7 protein-coding genes are annotated in these 19,021 nt (G+C 68.0%); 6 read left to right on the forward strand and 1 reads right to left on the reverse strand.

Translation table 11 applies throughout. From position 1 onward, the window contains the following. On the forward strand, positions 1 to 3,604 hold a 3,604-nt coding region (gene purL / locus QMX83_RS07365), incomplete at its 5' end, for a phosphoribosylformylglycinamidine synthase (protein ID WP_282295972.1). A 460-nt stretch (positions 3,605 to 4,064) separates the two neighbouring features. Here the strand turns inward: purL and QMX83_RS07370 are convergent. Continuing rightward, complete coding sequence (locus tag QMX83_RS07370; RefSeq protein ID WP_282295973.1) at positions 4,065 to 4,235, reverse strand: transcriptional regulator; 171 nt, start codon at positions 4,233 to 4,235, stop codon at positions 4,065 to 4,067. A 651-nt stretch (positions 4,236 to 4,886) separates the two neighbouring features. Between QMX83_RS07370 and QMX83_RS07375 the strand changes: the two genes are divergently transcribed. From QMX83_RS07375 to gspG, 5 genes are all read left to right on the forward strand, one after another. Then, positions 4,887 to 13,397, forward strand: coding sequence for an ESPR-type extended signal peptide-containing protein (locus QMX83_RS07375; protein WP_282295974.1), 8,511 nt, complete (start codon positions 4,887 to 4,889; stop codon positions 13,395 to 13,397). 162 nt (positions 13,398 to 13,559) lie between these two features. Next, positions 13,560 to 15,410, forward strand: a complete 1,851-nt coding sequence (locus QMX83_RS07380; RefSeq protein WP_282295975.1) for a S8 family peptidase — start codon at positions 13,560 to 13,562, stop codon at positions 15,408 to 15,410. Positions 15,411 to 15,529: 119 nt separating this feature from the next. Then, positions 15,530 to 17,263, forward strand: a complete 1,734-nt coding sequence (gspE, locus tag QMX83_RS07385) for a type II secretion system ATPase GspE (RefSeq protein WP_282295976.1) — start codon at positions 15,530 to 15,532, stop codon at positions 17,261 to 17,263. A 2-nt stretch (positions 17,264 to 17,265) separates the two neighbouring features. Beyond that, positions 17,266 to 18,486 carry a type II secretion system F family protein gene (locus QMX83_RS07390; RefSeq protein ID WP_282295977.1) on the forward strand — a complete coding sequence of 407 codons (1,221 nt, stop codon included), beginning with the start codon at positions 17,266 to 17,268 and terminating at the stop codon, positions 18,484 to 18,486. A gap of 42 nt (positions 18,487 to 18,528) precedes the next feature. Continuing rightward, complete coding sequence (gspG, locus tag QMX83_RS07395) at positions 18,529 to 18,963, forward strand: type II secretion system major pseudopilin GspG (RefSeq protein ID WP_282295978.1); 435 nt, start codon at positions 18,529 to 18,531, stop codon at positions 18,961 to 18,963. Positions 18,964 to 19,021: the final 58 nt, after the last annotated feature.

Consider the following 19,021-nt stretch of genomic DNA (forward strand, 5'->3'; position numbering starts at 1 on the left):
GGGGGCGGGGCAGCGGAGCCGCGGGGTGGACGGGGGCCTGCGAATGGACGGGGCGGGCGGGCGGGCCGACGCCGCCCAGCGCGAGGCGGTCATCCGCGTGCTGCACGACCCAATGACCCAGTCCGTACTGACGTCCACCGACCAGGCCCAGGCGCTGTTCACCGCGCCGGCCCGGGGTGAGCTGGAACGCGTGGCGCTGGACGACCTGGAAGGCGCGAACCGCCGCCTCGGCCTGGCCATGGCCCAGGACGAGATCGACTACCTGCGCCAGCGCTTCGGCGAACTCGGCCGCAAGCCGTCGGATGTGGAACTGATGATGTTCGCCCAGGCGAACTCCGAGCACTGCCGGCACAAGATCTTCAACGCCAGCTGGACCATCGATGGGGCCGAACAGCCGCATTCGCTGTTCCGCATGATCAAGAACACCCACCAGCAGACCCCGCAGCACACGCTCAGCGCGTACAGCGACAATGCCGCCGTGGTCGCCGGTCACCCGGCGGCGCGTTACCGCCCGGACCCGGCTACCGGCGAGTACCGTGCCGAAGCCGTGGTCGACTCGGCGTTCTGCATCAAGGTGGAAACGCATAACCACCCGACCGCGATTGCCCCGTTCCCGGGTGCGTCCACCGGTGCCGGTGGCGAAATCCGCGACGAAGGTGCCACCGGTCGCGGCGGCAAGCCCAAGGCCGGCCTGACCGGCTTCTCGGTCTCGCACCTGCGCATTCCGACCCTGCCGCAGCCGTGGGAAGCGCCGCGCGCGCTCAATCCGCGCATGGCCCCGGCGCTGGACATCATGCTCGACGGCCCGCTGGGCGGTGCCGCGTTCAACAACGAATTCGGCCGCCCGAACCTGCTCGGTTACTTCCGCAGCTTCGAACTGCCCGAAGGCGACGGCCTGACCCGCGCCTACGACAAGCCGATCATGCTGGCTGGTGGCCTGGGCGCGATCGACCGCGTGCAGGTCGAGAAGCTGCGCCTGCAGCCCGGCGATGCAGTGATCGTGCTGGGTGGCCCGGCGATGCTGATCGGCCTGGGCGGCGGTGCCGCCAGTTCGGTGGCCTCGGGTGAAAGCGCCGAGGACCTCGACTTTGCCAGCGTGCAGCGCGACAACCCGGAAATGGAGCGCCGCTGCCAGGAAGTGATTGACCGCTGCGTCGCACTGGGCCTGGACAACCCGATCCGCTGGTTCCACGACGTGGGTGCCGGTGGCCTGTCCAACGCGATTCCGGAACTGCTGCACGACTCCGGCGTGGGCGGTGTGATCGACCTGGGCAAGGTGCCTACCGACGATCCGTCGCTGTCGCCGATGCAGCTGTGGTGCAACGAATCGCAGGAACGCTACGTGCTCGGCGTGCCGCAGGACCGTCTGGCCGAGTTCGCCGCGCTGTGCGCGCGCGAGCGCTGCCCGTTCGCGGCGGTCGGCGTGGCCACGGCTGAAGAGCGCCTGGTGGTCGCCTATGGCGCGACGGTAGGCAATATTCCGGCCGACGCCCCGATCGACCTGCCGATGGACGTGCTGTTCGGCAAGCCGCCGAAGATGCACCGCGACACCGCGCATCCGGCGGCACCGAAGTGGCCGGCGCTGAAGACCGGCGGTCTTGACCTGCACGAAGCCGGCCTGCGCGTACTGGCGCACCCGTCGGTGGCGTCGAAGAACTTCCTGGTCACCATTGGTGACCGCAGCGTGGGCGGCCTGACCGCACGCGAACAGATGATCGGTCCGTGGCAGCTGCCGATGGCCGACGTGGCGATCACCCTGGCCGGGTTTGACACCGTGGCCGGTGAAGCCATGGCCATTGGCGAGCGCACCCCGCTGGCCCTGCTGGATGCTGCCGCCTCGGCACGCATGGCCGTGGGTGAGGCGATTACCAACCTGTGCGCCGCGCCGGTGGACGAACTGGAAACGGTGAAGCTCTCCGCCAACTGGATGGCCGCCGCCGGCCACGCCGGTGAAGATGCGCTGCTGTATGACGCAGTGCGTGCGGTGGGCATGGAACTGTGCCCGCAGTTGGACCTGAGCATTCCGGTCGGCAAGGATTCCCTGTCGATGCAAGCGCAGTGGCACGACGCGGGCCAGGCACACAAGTCGGTGTCGCCGGTGTCGCTGGTCATTTCCGCGTTCGCGCCGGTCGCCGATGCCAGCACCCAGCTGACCCCGCTGCTGGACCGGGACACCGACAGCGAGCTGTGGCTGATCGGCCTGGGTGCCGGCAAGCAGCGCCTGGGTGGCTCCATCCTGGCCCAGGTGCATGCTGATCACAGCGCGCTGCCGGCCTTTGCCGGTGCGGTGCCGGACCTGGATGACCCGCAGCGCCTGCGCGCCTTCTTCGAGCTGATCCGCGACGCGCGCCAGGCCGGCGTGCTGCTGGCGTACCACGACCGCAGCGACGGCGGCGCGTTTGCCGCCCTGTGTGAAATGGCCTTCGCCTCGCGCCAGGGCCTGGATATCACCCTGGATGCCTGGGGCGATGATCCGTTCCGCAGCCTGTTCAATGAAGAGCTGGGTGCGGTGGTGCAGATCGCGCGCGAAGACCGTGCCGCGTTCGCCGACCTGGTCGAGCGCCACGCACTCACCGAATGCGCGCAGCGCATCGCCAAACCCACCACCGCTCCGGTGGTGCGCGTCTCGCTGCAGGGCGAAAACCTTGCCGAATGGCGCTGGGACGCGCTGTTCGATGCCTGGTGGTCGGTCACCCACGCCATGCAGAAGCTGCGTGACAACCCGGACGCGGCCGATGAAGAGCGTGCCGTGGCGCGTAACTTCAATGCGCCGGGCCTGAAGCCGAAGTTGAGCTTCGACCTCAACGAAGATGTGGCAGCCCCCTTCATCAACACCGGCGCACGTCCGCGCGTGGCGGTGCTGCGCGAGCAGGGCGTCAACGGCCAGATCGAAATGGCCAACATCTTCGAGCGCGCGGGCTTCACCGCCTTTGATGTGCACATGAGCGACCTGATCGAAGGCCGCGTGAATCTGGCGGACTTCACCGGTCTGGCCGCCTGCGGTGGCTTCAGCTACGGCGACGTGCTGGGTGCGGGTCGCGGCTGGGCCACCTCGGTGCTGGAGCGCAGCGCGCTGCGTGATGCCTTCGCGGCGTTCTTCGCCCGCGAAGACAGTTTCTCGCTGGGCGTCTGCAATGGCTGCCAGATGCTGAGCCAGCTCAAGGACATCATCCCCGGTGCCGAGCACTGGCCGCAGTTCCGCCGCAACGCCAGCGAGCAGTTCGAAGCCCGTACCGCGCTGCTGGAAGTGGTGGAGTCGCCCTCGATCCTGCTGCGCGGCATGGCCGGTTCGCGCATCCCGGTGGCGGTGGCTCACGGCGAAGGCCGTGCGGTGTTCGCCAACCCGGTCGACCAGGCGGCGGCCCGCGTGTCGCTGCGTTATATCGATGGTGACGGCAACGTGGCCAGCCACTACCCGCTGAACCCGAACGGTTCACCGGACGGCATCACCGGCCTGACCAGCACCGACGGTCGCGTCACCATCATGATGCCGCACCCGGAACGCACCCCGCGTGCGCTCAACCTGAGCTGGCGTCCGGCCGACTGGCAGGGCGACTCGCCGTGGCTGCGCATGTTCCGCAACGCGCGGGTGTGGGTGGGCTGAGACGCCCGCTACTGAAACGAAAAACCGCCGGGAAACCGGCGGTTTTTTGTTGACCTCGTTGGGAGAGTCAACTGTAAAAGATGGTGGGAAGGTCGACTGTAAACGGTGGTTCGACTCGGGATCGGTAGCGTCGGTCGACAGACGACGGCAGTGAAGCCTCGAGCGGTCTTTAACGCATGGACCGCAATCGAAGAAGAAGGCCGCGCACAAGGCGGCCCTGAGGACTCACAGCCCCACGCGTCAGCCGTTCATCCCCCTGGAGTAATTATCCGTCCGCTCAATCAGCGTCAAATAACACTTGCTGGTCTTATGCACCTGTTTCCCTGCGTTACCGGACGTTGAGGCAGTACGGGCCGTCGTCTGTCGACCGACGCTACCAAGCCGGGCTTCTGCGCAATCCGGTGGCGGTGGCCCACGGCGAACGCTCTGCGGTGTTCGCCAGCCTCGCTTGGGTCTGCCTTTATTCCACCGGGGGCGAGACTCCGCCAAACGCCTCTGCCATCTGACGCAGGGCTATAAGCAGTTCACCCTGCTCGCCGTCTTCCAGAATGTTGTTAAGCAGTTCGATCGCATAGCCGGGATCATCGCGATAGACCTCTGCCATCGCTGCATCGTGTGAACGGTCTCTCATCTCTTACTCCGCGCTGTAACGTCGGGCAACTCGCTGCAAACAATGCGGGACGGTGCACGATCCTGCACTTCGCCATTGGACAGCGATTCCAGATTTCCATCTACCGCCCCAGCGTGCTTGGAGCCGGAGCCGCATTTCTGCGCAGTTCGCCTGCGCTCACATGCCGCACTGCGCAAACGCCTCCGCGCGCGGTGTTCGCGACGCATGCGTATGGAACCGGCGCAAAAAAGCGCCAACGAAGTGAAGGTGGTGTGAACTTTGATCGCACGCGCGCGATGCGTTTCAAGACGCGGCAATGAGTTACATCGCGTTTCACACGCGCTATCGCGTGATGACAACTGCTCACATGCAGCTAACAAATCCGCTGCATGAATAGTCAAATGTGTGACGCTTCTCGCGTTAGAACAATTTCTCCTGTCAAAGTCTTGACGTTCTGAAAACCCTGCGTTAACACTGAGTTCTCATTTTGCAAGTGTTCAGTTCGGAAGTAACCGCAAGGATGGCGAGTTCTCTGTGCATCACCCGCGCTGATCGCGCGCCGTCCGACACAACGCAGTAAATCAAGCGGAAAACGCCCTCAGGGGACGTTGGGCCACGCGGCCTGGCGTTGGCGTCGCTTTGCCTAAAACCAGCCAACCAGGAGTCGCATCGATGAATCGGATTTATCGCAAGGTCTGGAACAAAGCACTGGGGCAGATGGTCGTTGCCTCCGAGTTGGCCAGCAGCCAGTCGCCTGGCGTGGTCATCGACCAGCGACGATCCGACGGCACACGCAGCAGCGCGCTGCTCAGTGCCGCCATTGCGCTGACGCTTGGGGTGGGGTTGTCCGGCACGCCGGAGGCGCGCGCGCAGTCCGTGGAGATCGGCGGCAACGCCAACTGCGTGGTGCTTAACAGCAACGTGATCGACAGCTGCCTGGTCGACGGCAACGCGACCGCATCGGGCGCGAATGCGGTGTCCATCGGCAGCAACAGCACCGCCTCAGCGGCCAACAGCGTGGCACTGGGCGCAGGCTCCAAGGCCACCCGCGCCAACACCGTGTCGGTGGGTGATGCCGGCAAGGAGCGCCAGGTGACCAACGTCGCCGCCGGCACTGCCGCGACCGATGCAGTGAACAAGTCGCAGTTGGACAAGGTCGCCGCAACCGCCGAGACCGCCACGCGCTACTTCAAGGCGGATGGCGAGAACAACAACAGCGATGCAGCCAGCATCGACGGCGAAGGCGCACTGGCCGCCGGTGCCAGCGCGACCGCTGACGGCAACGGGGCCGTCGCGCTGGGCAACCGCAGCCAGGCGCTGCAGAACGCCACCACCGCCGTGGGCACCGACGCCATCGCCGCAGGCCTGGGCGGCAGCGCGTTCGGTCAGAACAGCCTGGCACTGGGCGATGCCAGCACCGCAGTGGGCCAGAGCGCCGCCGCCATCGGCCTGGGCGACGTCGCACTCGGTGCATCGTCGTTCGCGGCCAGCGAAAACGGTGCGGCCACTGCCATTGGCGGACTGGCCGAAGCCAGCGCCGATGGTGCGACCGCTGTAGGCGGCGGCTCGCTGGCGATCGGTGCTGGCAGCACCTCGCTCGGCCGCGGTGCCGGCAGCGGCGGTGAAGCCTCGATCGCGGTCGGCGCGTTCAGCACGGCCGTTGCCGACTTCAGCGCCGCGCTCGGCTCCAACTCGGCCGCGGTTGCGGTCGGCAGCGTGGCACTCGGTGCCGGCTCCTACGCCGACCGTGTGGACACCGTGTCGGTCGGCAACAACAATGGCCTGCAGCGGCAGATCACCCACGTCGCGGACGGCACCGAAGCGAACGATGCGGTGAACAAGTCGCAGCTGGATGCGGTCGGCGCAGTCGCCGAAAACACCGCGAAGTACTTCCAGGCCACCGGCAGCGCGGACAGCGACGCCGGTGCCTATGCCGACGGCGACAATGCCACCGCGATTGGCGAAGCCAGCAACGCGCTCGGCAACGGCACCACCGCACTGGGCAGCGGTGCCACCGCAGTCGCGCAGAACGCCACCGCCGTGGGTAACAACGCGCTGGCCAGCGGCCAGAACAGCGCCGCTTTCGGCCACAATGCGCAGGCGGCCGGCCCGGGCAGCGTGGCCGTGGGCGGTGCCGCCGTGGACGAGAACGGCGACCCGCTGATCACCAACGGCGGCGTGCCGGTCGATACCGGTGCCACCAGTGCGGGCGTGGGCGGCACCGCCGTCGGTGCCAGCGCCGAAGCCTCCGGCTTTGCGGCCTCGTCATATGGCGTCGGCGCGTATGCAGCCGGTGCGCAGGCGTCTGCCTTTGGTGCCGTCGCCAACGCCACCGGTGACTATTCCACCGCCGTCGGCACGCAGACCGCGGCCACCGGCACCAGCAGCACCGCTGTCGGCGGTCCGGTCGATCTGATTCCGGGGCTGGGCTTCTTCGTGCAGACCCAGGCCACCGGCGAAGCCGCCACCGCGGTGGGTGCAGGCGCGATTGCCAGCGGCGACTACGCCGTGGCCAACGGCACGCTCAGCGAAGCCTCCGGCGTTGAAGCCACTGCACTGGGCTACTTCGCCTACGCCCCCGGCGACGGTGCGTCCGCACTGGGTGCGGAAAGCTGGGCCAGCGGTGACCTGAGCACGGCGGTGGGCTTCTACAGCACCGCCCGCGGTGCCAACAGCGTGGCACTGGGTGCGAACTCGACCGCCGTGCGTGACAACACGGTGTCGGTGGGCGACGTCGGCAACGAGCGCCAGATCACGAACGTGGCCGCCGGTACCGAAGCCACCGATGCGGTGAACAAGGCGCAGCTGGATGCGGTGGCCGACACCGCCGATACCACCGCGCTGCGCTTCAAGGCCAATGCCTCGGCTGACAGTGATGTGGGTGCCTTCGCCGACGGCGATGGTGCGCTGGCAGCGGGTGAGGCCAGCAATGCGCTCGGCGCGGGTGCCACGGCCGTGGGCCTGGGAGCCACGGCGGCCGGCGACAACACCGTGGCCGTGGGCAGCAACGTGGCGGCGGCTGGCAGCGGCAGTGTCGCCATCGGCGGCCAGGGCCAGGCGTTTGACGAATACAACCAGCCGATCGTCGACGGCGACGGTAACGCGGTGCTGATCGGCACCACCGCCGCGGCCGACGCGGTGGCCGTCGGTGCAGGTGCACAGGCGACCGGTGCCCTCAGCAATGCCTTCGGCAGCGGCGCGCAGGCCACCGGCGACAACAGTCTGGCGCAGGGCTACAAGGCACGCGCGACCGGCGAGTACAGCATTGCGCAGGGCGACAACGCCTGGGCCAGCGGCATCGAAAGCACCGCGACCGGTGCCTACGCCTGGGCCACCGCCGAAAGCGCCACCGCATTCGGTGCCAGCGCATGGGCCACCGAGAACAACGCCACCGCCGTCGGTTATGCGGCGTGGGCGGATGGCGCAGGTGCCACTTCCATCGGCTACAACAGCTGGGCGCGGGGCACGAGTTCCACCGCGCTGGGTCGGGGTGCCTTCGCTTACGGCAACAACAGCGTGGCGCTGGGTTACCAGGCGCTGGGCAACAGCATCAACAGCATCGCCATCGGTACCAATGTGGTCGCCGGCGGTGAAAGCGCCATCGGCATCGGTGCCGGCAGCAGTGCCAGTGCGTCCAATGCCGTCGCGCTGGGTGCGGGTGCCACTGCGGATCGCGCCTACACGGTGTCGGTCGGCAACGACGACCAGCAGCGCCAGATCACCCAGGTCGCCGCCGGTACCGAAGGCACCGATGCGGTCAACGTGGATCAGCTGACCGCCGCCACCGACAAGTTCCAGGCCAGCGGCGAAGGTGTGGCTGTTGCCGGGGGCGAAGACAGCGTGGCGGCCGGTTCCAATGCGGCCACTGACGGTGACTACGCCACCGCAGTGGGTTCGAGCAGCTTCGCCAGCGGCACCGGCGCATCGGCGGTCGGCAGCGGTGCGTTTGCACTTGATGCCGGTGCCACTGCGGTCGGCCTGAATGCCCTGGCCAGCGCCGCGAATGCATCGGCCGTGGGTGCCAATGCACAGGCGACCGGTGAGTACGCCACCGCCAATGGCGCGGAAAGCGAGGCGTCGGGTGAGCAGAGCACCGCCGTCGGCGCGGCCAGCGTCGCCTCCGGCGCAGGCAGCCTGGCGGGTGGCGCGCTGTCACTCGCCTCCGGCGAAGAGGCTGTCGCACTCGGTTACTACACCGAAGCCAGTGGCCGCGGTGCCACCGCCGTCGGCAGCGAAAGCGTGGCCTCCGGCACGCTCTCGGCCAGCTACGGCTTCAACGCACAGGCCGCCGGCAACTACAGCACCGCCATCGGCGGCTACGCGATTGCTTCCGCGTTCAATGCCACGGCACTGGGCAACTTCGCTGAAGCCAGCGGCTCCAACAGCGTCGCGCTCGGTGGCGACGCGGTGGCCTCGGGTGCCTACAGCACCGCCACCGGTCAGAACGCGCTGGCCAGCGGCACCAACAGCGTGGCCGTTGGTGGTGCACTGTTCGGCCTGCTGCCCACCGAAGCCTCGGGCAACTACTCCACCGCCGTCGGCGGTGGTGCGTGGTCGCCGGGTCTGAACAGCACCGCGCTGGGCAACGCCGCCACGTCTGAAGGCGTGAACAGCGTGGCCCTGGGTGCCGATTCAATTGCGGACCGCGACGACAGTGTGTCCGTCGGCAGTGTCGGCAGCGAGCGCCAGATCACCAATGTCGCCGCCGGTACCGAAGGCACCGACGCGGTGAACCTCGACCAGCTCAATGAAGTGGCCGATGCCGCGGCCGCCACCAGCAAGTACTTCCAGGCCAGCGGCAGCGATGCCAGCGACGCCGGGGCCTACGTGGATGGCGACAACGCGCTGGCCGCCGGTGAGGCCGCCAATGCGATTGGCGATGGCACCACCGCGCTGGGCAGCGGGGCCAATGCTTTGGCGAGCAATGCCACTGCGGTCGGCACTGATGCACTGGCCACAGGCACCAACGCCGCCGCACTGGGCACCAACGCGCAGGCCACCGGCGAAGACAGCGTCGCCGTCGGAAGCGGTGCGGTTGCATCGGAGGTCGGAGCCAGTGCCACGGGTGCCGCTGCAGCCGCTAGCGGGGCCTACAGCACCGCCAACGGCAGCGAGTCGGTTGCCTCGGGTCAGCAGGCCATTGCCAGCGGCTTCCGCAGCACTGCCTCGGAAGCCGGCAGCTCGGCGTTCGGCAGCTACAGCGAAGCCACCGGTGAGCTGTCCACGGCACTGGGTTACGGCTCGGTTGCGTCCAACGTGTACAGCACTGCGGTCGGCGCAGCGGCCACTGCGACCGGTGCCAGCGCAGTGGCGGTGGGTGAGTTCAGCGAAGCCACCGGCGATGAAAGCGTCGCCATCGGCGGCAGCACCTTCTTCGGCTTCATTCCGGCGCGCGCATCGGGTACCGGGGCTTCGGCCTTCGGTGCCGGTGCCTGGGCCACCGACGACTACACCACCGCACTTGGCTGGAACTCGTGGGCGGATGCGGTCGGTGCGACCGCGGTCGGCGAAAGCGCCACGGCCAACGGCCTCAACAGTGTCGCACTGGGTGCCGGTTCGCGTGCGGACCGTGACAACAGCGTCTCGGTAGGCACTGCCACCTCGCAGCGCCAGATCACCAACGTCGCCGCCGGTACCGAAGGCACCGACGCGGTGAACGTGGATCAGCTCAACGCCGTGGCCGAGGTGGCTGAAAACACAAGCAAGTACTTCCAGGCCAGCGGTAGCGATGCCAGCGACGCCGGGGCCTATGTGGACGGCGACAACGCACTGGCTGCCGGTGAAGCCGCCAATGCGATTGGCGATGGCAGCACCGCGCTGGGCAGCGGGGCCAACGCGCTGGCGAACAACGCCACTGCCGTCGGCACCGATGCACTGGCCACGGGCGTGAATGCCGCCGCACTGGGCACCAACGCGCAGGCCACCGGCGAAGACAGCGTCGCCGTCGGCAGCGGTGCAGTTGCTTCGGAGATCGGGGCCACTGCCACCGGTGCCGGTGCCGCCGCAAGCGGGGCGTACAGCACCGCCAACGGCAGCGAGTCGGTTGCCTCGGGTCAGCAGGCCATCGCCAGCGGCTTCCGCAGCACCGCCTCGGAAGCCGGCGCGTCCGCGTTCGGCAGCTACAGCGAAGCCACCGGCGAGCTGTCCACGGCACTCGGTTACGGCGCGGTTGCGTCCAACGTGTACAGCACTGCAGTTGGTGCAGCTGCAACCGCCACGGGTGCCAGCGCGGTCGCCGTGGGTGAGTTCAGCGAAGCCACCGGCGATGAAAGTGTCGCCATCGGCGGCAGCACCTTCTTCGGCTTCATCCCCGCGCGTGCATCGGGTACTGGTGCATCCGCCTTCGGTGCCGGTGCCTGGGCCACCGACGACTACACCACCGCACTGGGCTGGAACTCGTGGGCGGATGCGGTCGGTGCGACCGCGGTCGGCGAGAGCGCCACGGCCAACGGCCTCAACAGCGTTGCGCTGGGTGCGGGTTCGCGTGCGGACCGCGACAACAGCGTGTCGGTCGGCACCGCTACCTCGCAGCGCCAGATCACCAACGTCGCCGCCGGTACCGAAGGCACCGACGCGGTGAACCTGGATCAGCTCAACGAGGTCGCGGACGTCGCCGAGAACACCAGTCGCTTCTTCCAGGCCAGCGGCAGCGGTGATGGCAATGACGTGGGCAGCTATGTCGACGGGGCGTACGCCACCGCCGCGGGCGAGGCGTCCAATGCCTTCGGCACCGGTGCATCGGCCTATGGCAGCGGTTCGCTGGCCAGTGGTCGTAATGCGTCCGCATCCGGCTACAACGCGTCGGCCACCGCCGATTCGGCGACCGCCGTAGGCGGCGCGCTGTACTACGAAGATGCCAACGGCAATGTGCTGTTGGATCGCGCCACCAGCGCCAGCGGCACCGGTGCCACGGCGCTGGGTGCGGGTGCGCAGGCGGACGGTGTGTTCAGCACCGCCAGCGGTGCCAATGCGACCTCGGCCGGCCTGCAGTCGTCCGCCGTCGGCTACAGCGCCGAAGCGGGCAGCGACTACAGCACCGCCGTGGGTGCCTTCAGTGCCGCCACCGGCGTGCGCACCACCGCACTGGGCTATGGTGCGGAAGCCAGCGGCGATTACGCGTCGGCGTTGGGCTGGGGCAGCACCGCGTCGGGAGCCTACGGTGTGGCGGTCGGCCACAGCGCGCAGGCCAGCGGAGCCAACAGCTTCGCCGGCGGTGCCAGTGCGTGGGCCACGGCCGCACAGACCACCGCGGTCGGCCAGCTGGCGTGGGCCACCTCCGCCGGCTCCACCGCCATCGGCCAGGACAGCTATGCCTACAGCGGCATCAATGCCACCGCCCTGGGCAAGAGCGCCTGGGCGAATGGCACCGGCAGTGTGGCGCTGGGTGCCGGCTCGCGTGCCACCGAAGCCAACGTGGTCTCGGTAGGCGGCGGCAACGGCACCACCGGTCCGGCCACGCGCCGCATCACCAACGTCGGCACTGCGGTCAACGCCACCGATGCGGTGAACAAGGCACAGCTGGACAGCGTGGCAGCGACTGCCGACGCAGCCACCCGGTACTTCAAGGCCAGTGGCAGTGGCGTGGCCACGGCCAGCGGCACCGACGCGCTCGCTTCCGGCTCGGCGTCCACCGCCAGCGGCAACCGCAGTACCGCACTGGGTACGACCAGCACCGCTTCGGCAACCGGTGCCACTGCGGTCGGCGCGGATGCGTCCGCACGCGGTGACAACAGCACCGTGGTCGGCCGTCTGGCCTCCACCAATGCCACCAACGCGGTCGCGGTCGGCAACGGGGCGTTCGTCAGCAACGGAGCCAACAGCGTGGCGATCGGCTCGGCCTCCGGTGTGTCCGGTGCCAACTCGGTGGCATTGGGCTCCGGCTCGCGTGCCACCGAAGCCAACGTGGTCTCGGTGGGTGGCGGCAACGGCACCGATGGTCCGGCCACGCGCCGCATCGTCAACGTGGCGGCAGGCCGCATCGCCGCCGGCAGCACCGACGCGGTGACCGGTGGCCAGCTCAACACCACCAACCAGCGTGTGACGTCGGTGGAAACCCGCGTGGGCGACATCGACGATCGCATTGGCTCGGTGGAAACCAGCACCGCCAATGCGCTGAGCTACGACGACAGCAGCCGCGACACGGTCACCCTGGCGGGCCTGCAGGGCAGCACCATCGACAACGTCGCGGCAGGTTCGGTCGCCAGTGGCAGCCGCCAGGCCATCAACGGTGGTCAGTTGTTCCAGGCACTGTCCGACACCGCCAGCTTCCTCGGCGGCGGGGCCAGCGTGGGCATGCAGGGCGTGTTCGTGGCTCCCAACTACGTGATCCAGGGCAGCAGCTACAGCAATGTGGGTGATGCGCTTGGGGCACTGGACGCCAAGGTCACCGAGATTGACCAGCGCACCGCAGGCAGTGGCAGCAATGCACGTGCCCGTACTGCATCGGTGTCCTCCGCCAGCGTCGCCGCTGCACCGGAAGCCGCCGCTGCCGCCGCACCGGCCGCCGTTGAGGTCGCGGCCGACGTTGCCGCACCTGCAGTGGTGCAGGGCACGCCGACGGCGGCCAGCGTCGGCACCGCGCAGCCGGCAGCGGTCGCAGCGGTACCGACCGCGGTGAATGCGGTGGCAATGGGCGAAGGTGCCGTAGCCAGCGGAGCATCGGCCACCGCGATCGGCCAGGGTGCCTCGGCGACCGCGGCCAACTCGGTCGCGCTGGGCCAGGGCTCGGTCGCCGACCGTGCCAACGCGGTGTCGGTGGGCAGTGCCGGCAACGAACGCCAGGTGACCAACGTCGCCGCCGGTTATGCCGCTACCGACGCCGTCAACAAGGGCCAGCTGGACAGTGGCCTGGCGACCGCCAACAGCTACACCGACCAGCGCTTCAGTGCCATGGCCGACAACTTCGACATATACAAGGGTGAAATCGATCAGCGCCTGCGCAACCAGGATCGCCGTATCGACCGCCAGGGTGCGATGAACGCGGCCATGTTGAACATGGCAACCAGCGCGGCTGGCGTGCGCACCCAGAACCGCGTCGGTGTCGGCGTCGGCTTCCAGAGTGGCGAATCGGCACTGTCGCTGGGGTATCAGCGCGCCATCAGCGAGCGCGCCACCGTCACCTTCGGCGGTGCGTTCAGCAGTGATGACAGTTCGGTGGGCGTGGGTGCCGGCTTCGGCTGGTAAGCCCACGGCAAGACCGCGCCGGGGCGGTAATGCCCCGGCGCACGCAATGCAGGGCCTGAGGGGGCGGGTCACCGGAACCCTGGCCAGGGCCGGCCGGGGTTTTCGCAGGGAGTGTTTGGCCTGAACCGTCGTTTGATCCATGACCTTGAAGAGGATTTCAACGTGACCAAGAAGCAGAACCTTCGCATCAACGTGCTGGCCGCGGCCGTACTGTCGCTCTCGGTGGGTGCCACCAGCGCCTACGCCGCCGGTTTGCCGGTCAAGGAGCCCGCGCGCCAGGCCACCGCCGCCCAACAGGGTTCCGAACGCATCATCGTGAAGTACCGCACCGGTGCGGCCACCACCACCTCGGCCAAACTGGCCACGGTCACCTCGGCGGTGTCACGTGCCAGCCTGGGCAACGCCAACGCGCGTTCTGCCGCTGCTGCCCCGCAGCACCTGCGTCGCCTCGGCACCGGTGCGGACGTGATCCGCCTGCAGGGCAAGCTCAGCCAGGCCGACCTGCAGAAGGTGCTGAAGGAAATCCAGGCCGATCCGCAGGTCCAGTACGCCGTCGCCGACGTCAAGCTGCAGCGCGCCGATGTACGCGCCAAGGAAACCCCGCAGCTGGTGCCGAACGACCCGTACTACGCGCAGTATCAGTGGCACCTGCACAGCGCCACCGGTGGCGTGAACGCACCGGCCGCGTGGGACGTGGCACAGGGCGAAGGCGTGGTGGTGGCGGTGCTGGACACCGGCATCCTGCCGCAGCACCCGGATTTCGCCGCCGGCACCCTGCTGGAAGGCTATGACTTCATCAGCGACGCGGAAACCTCGCGTCGTGCCACCGACGACCGCGTCCCGGGTGCACTCGACTACGGTGACTGGGTCGAGAACGACAACGAGTGTTACGACGGCTCGCTGGCCGAAGACAGCTCCTGGCACGGTACCCACGTGTCCGGCACGGTCGCCGAAGCCACCAACAATGCGCTCGGCATGGCCGGCGTCGCCTACAAGGCCAAGGTCCTGCCGGTGCGCGTGCTCGGCAAGTGCGGTGGCTACCTGGCCGACATCGCCGATGCGATCACCTGGGCTTCCGGTGGCACGGTCGCCGGCATTCCGGCCAACCCGAACCCGGCTGAAGTCATCAACATGAGCCTGGGCGGTGGCGGTGCGTGTGACCCGGCCTACCAGGATGCGATCAACGGCGCGGTCTCGCGCGGCACCACCGTGGTGGTGGCGGCCGGCAACGCCGGCTCGAACGCGTCCAACTACCGTCCGGCCAGCTGCGCCAACGTGATTGCCGTGGGTGCGACCCGCATCACCGGTGGCATCACCTACTACTCCAACTACGGCACCGCGGTGGACCTCTCCGGTCCGGGCGGCGGCGGCAGCGTCGACGGCAATCCGGGTGGCTACGTCTGGCAGGCCGGCTACAACGGCCTGACCACGCCGACCTCCGGTGCCTACAGCTACATGGGCATGGGCGGCACCTCGATGGCCTCGCCGCACGTGGCCGGCGTGGCCGCCCTGGTGCAGGGTGCGCTGGCCTCGGCCGGCAAGGATCCGCTGACCCCGGCGCAACTGGAAACCCTGCTCAAGCAGACCGCGCGCAGCTTCCCGGTCGCCCCGCCGGCCAGCACCCCGATCGGCACCGGTATCGTCGACGCCAAGGCGGCGCTGGACAAGGCGCTGGAAGAACCGTGCGAAGTGGATTGCGCACCGGACGCCACGCCGCTGACCAACCGCACCGCCGTCAGCGGGCTGAGTGGCGCAGGTGGCAGCGAAACGCTGTACAGCTTTGAAGCCACCGCAGGCAAGACGCTCAGCTTCCTCACCTACGGCGGCAGCGGCAATGTCTCGCTGTATGTCAGCGCGGGTGAAGAGCCGAGCAGCACCGACTTCGATGCCAAGTCCGCGCGTCCCGGCAACAGCGAAACCGTGCGTTTCACCGCACCGGTGGCCGGTACGTACTACATCAAGCTGGTGGGTGAGTCCGCGTTCAGCGGCGTGAGCATCCAGGCCGTCCAGTAACACACCCTGGGGTGTGCAGCGGGAGTCCGTCCTGTGACGGGCTCCCGCTTTCTGTCTGCGTCACCGTCATCCGTACCGCGGCGAACTGCTAAAGTCTCCGGGTCGCCAGGAGAGCTTTCGTGAACGCGGTAGCCCACGATCTTGAAGCTGCACCCCACGAGGACGCCGAGTCCCGCATCGTCGCGTTGCTGCTGCGCAACGGGCGCCTGAAGGACGCGGACCTGGCGCGCGCGCGTCCGCTGCAGCGTGAATCGGGCAGCGAACTGCTGCCGTTGCTGGTGCGGCTGGGACTGGTGTCCGAGCGTGACCACGCCCAGGCCTGCGCCGAGGTGTTGTCGCTGCCGCTGCTCGAGGCCAAAAGCGTCGCCGAGTCCGCACCCGAATCCCTGCTTGACGCGCTGCCGTTGTCGCTGCGCTTTCTCAAGCAGTTCCACATCTGTCCGCTCACCCTGCACGACGGCGTGCTCGATCTGTGGCTGAGCGACCCGCAGGAACCCTATGCCGCCGAGGCCGTGCGCCTGGCCATGGGCGTGCCGGTGCGCCTGCATGTCGGGCTGCGCTCGGAGATCGACGACGTCATTGAACGCTGGTTCGGCCAGGGTCGCAGCGCGATGGGCGCGATCATCGAAACCGCCGATGGCGAAGGCAGCGCGGTGGACGACATCGAACACCTGCGCGATCTGGCCTCGGAAGCGCCGGTGATCCGACTGGTCAATCTGGTCATCCAGCGTGCGGTGGAGCTGCGCGCGTCCGACATCCACATCGAACCGTTCGAAAACCGCTTGAAAGTGCGGTATCGCGTCGACGGCGTGCTGATCGAGGGTGAAAGCCCGCCGGTCAACCTGACTGCTGCGGTGATCAGCCGCATCAAGATCATGGCCCGGCTGAACATCGCCGAGCGGCGCCTGCCGCAGGACGGACGCATCATGCTGCGCGTGCAGGGCAAGGAGCTCGACCTGCGTGTGAGCACGGTGCCGACCGCGCACGGTGAAAGCGTGGTCATGCGTCTGCTTGACCGCGACACGGTGGTTTTCGACTTCCACCGCCTCGGCTTCACCGATGCGTTCCTGCCGCAGTTCCGCAAGGTGCTGGACCAGCCGCACGGCATCCTGCTGGTCACCGGTCCCACCGGCTCGGGCAAGACCACCACGCTGTATACCGCGTTGAGCCAGCTCAATACCCCCGACGTGAAGATCATCACCGTCGAGGACCCGGTCGAATACCAGATCGAAGGCATCAACCAGATCCAGGCCAAGCCGCAGATCGGGCTGGATTTCGCCAATGCCCTGCGCAGCATCGTGCGCCAGGATCCGGACATCATCATGATCGGCGAAATGCGCGACCTGGAAACCGCGCGCATCGCGATCCAGTCGGCGCTGACCGGCCACCTGGTGCTGTCCACGCTGCACACCAACAACGCAGCGGGCGGCATCACCCGCCTGCTCGACATGGGGGTGGAAGACTATCTGCTCACCTCCACCATCAACGGCATCCTGGCCCAGCGTCTGGTGCGCCGGCTGGAGCCGCAGCACGCACAGCGGTATCCCGCCTCGCCGGAGGAAATCGAAAAGTTCGGCCTGCGCCGCCTGCAGCCGCAGGGCGACATCTTCCTGTATCGCGCGCAGCCGTCCGCGCTGGCCCCGACCGGTTACCTGGGCCGCACCACCATCATGGAATTCCTGGTGATGAACGACGAGCTGCGGCGTGCGGTGATGCGCCGCGCGGGTATGGGCGAGATCGAACAACTCGCCCGTGAGGCCGGCATGCGCACCATGTACGAGGATGGGCTGGCCAAGGCCTTGGCCGGCCAGACCACCATCGAGGAAGTGCTGCGCGTGACCGAGGAAAGCTGAGCATGCCGCAGTACCGCTACAAGGCGCTGAACGCTCACGGCGAAGTCTTCGATGGCCAGATGGAAGCGGCCAGCGAAGCCGAGGTGGCCGCGCGCCTGCAGGACCAGGGCCACCTGCCGATGGAAACGCGGGTGGCGGCCGATGGCAGCACCGGCGCGGTGTCCTGGGCCACGCTGCTGCGTCGCAAGCCGTTTGATGGTGCCGCGCTCGTGCAGTTCACCCAGCAGCTGGCCACGTTGCTCGGGGCCGGCCAGCCGCTGGACCGCGCGCTGGGCATCCTGCTGGAACTGCCGGAAGACGAGCGCAGCCGCCGTGTGATCACCGACATCCGCGACATCGTGCGCGGCGGTGCCGCACTTTCCACCGCGCTGGAGCGCCAGCACGGTTTGTTCTCGCGCCTGTACATCAACATGGTCCGCGCGGGTGAAGCGGGTGGCAGTCTGCACGAAACATTGCAGCGGCTGGCGGACTATCTCGAGCGCAGCCGTGAACTGAAGGGGCGGGTGATCAACGCGCTGATCTACCCGGCGATCCTGCTGGCGGTGGTCGGCGGCGCGCTGATGTTCCTGCTGGGCTATGTGGTGCCGCAGTTTGCGGTGATGTACGAAAGCCTGGATGTGGCGCTGCCGTGGTTCACCCAGTGGGTGCTCAACGTGGGGTTGCTGGTACGCGACTACTGGCTGGTGCTGGTGGTGGTGCCCTGCGTCGTGCTGCTGCTGATGGAGCGCAAGCTGCGCCAGCCGGCCTTCCGCCTGGCCGCGGACGGCTGGCTGCTCGAGCGCAAGGGCGTGGGTGGGCTGGTCGCCAAGCTGGAAACCGCACGGTTGGCGCGCACGCTGGGCACGCTGCTCCGCAACGGCGTGCCGTTGCTGGCCGGGCTGGGCATCGCCCGCAACGTGCTGGGCAACCGTGCGCTGGCGGCGGATGTCGACACCGCCAGCGACGAAGTGAAAAACGGCAACGGTCTGTCGGCCGCGCTGTCGCGTGGCAAGCGCTTTCCCCGTCTGGCCCTGCAGATGATCCAGGTCGGCGAGGAATCGGGCGCGCTGGATACCCTGCTGCTCAAGACTGCCGATACCTTCGAACAGGAAAGCGCGCGCGAGATTGACCGCCTGTTGTCGGCCCTGGTGCCGGTGATCACCCTGGTGCTGGCCTCGGTGGTCGGCCTGGTGATCGTCGCCGTGCTGGTGCCGTTGTACGACCTCACCAATGCCATCGGCTGACGCCGCTGGCACCTTTTTTACGACCCGCTGCAAGGAGCTTCCATGATCCAACGTCGCAAACCGGTCCGCTTTGTGTCTCGACGCCATCAGGCCGGTATGAGCCTGCTGGAGATCATCATCGTCATCGTGCTGATCGGTGCGGTGCTGACCCTGGTCGGCAGCCGGGTGCTGGGTGGCGCTGACCGTGGCAAGGCCAACATCGCCAAGTCGCAGGTGCAGACCATTGCCGGAAAAATCGAAAACTATCAGCTCGACACCGGCAAGCTGCCGACCAAGCTGGAAGATCTGGTGACCCAGCCCGGTGGCAGCAGCAACTGGCTGGGGCCGTATGCCAAGGAAGCCGAACTGAGCGATCCCTGGGGTCATGCCCTGGAATATCGCGCGCCCGGCGAAGGCCAGCCGTTTGACCTGATCAGCCTGGGCAAAGACGGCAAAGTAGGCGGCAGCAGCTACGACGCGGACATCCGCTACGAGTAAGCGCGCTTGGTCGTGACCGCCCAGCCGCCGTGCACCGGCCGCCGCCCGTTGAGGCCGG

This window comes from Stenotrophomonas sp. PS02289, assembly GCF_029960115.1.
Taxonomy (GTDB): Bacteria; Pseudomonadota; Gammaproteobacteria; order Xanthomonadales; family Xanthomonadaceae; genus Stenotrophomonas.

Bases quoted from the DNA above. Each gene is read 5' to 3' on its own strand.
- QMX83_RS07370 (WP_282295973.1), bottom strand. From the start codon at position 4,235: ATGAGAGACCGTTCACACGATGCAGCGATGGCAGAGGTCTATCGCGAT.
- QMX83_RS07375 (WP_282295974.1), top strand. From the start codon at position 4,887: ATGAATCGGATTTATCGCAAGGTCTGGAACAAAGCACTGGGGCAGATG.
- QMX83_RS07390 (WP_282295977.1), top strand. From the start codon at position 17,266: ATGCCGCAGTACCGCTACAAGGCGCTGAACGCTCACGGCGAAGTCTTC.
- gspG (WP_282295978.1), top strand. From the start codon at position 18,529: ATGATCCAACGTCGCAAACCGGTCCGCTTTGTGTCTCGACGCCATCAG.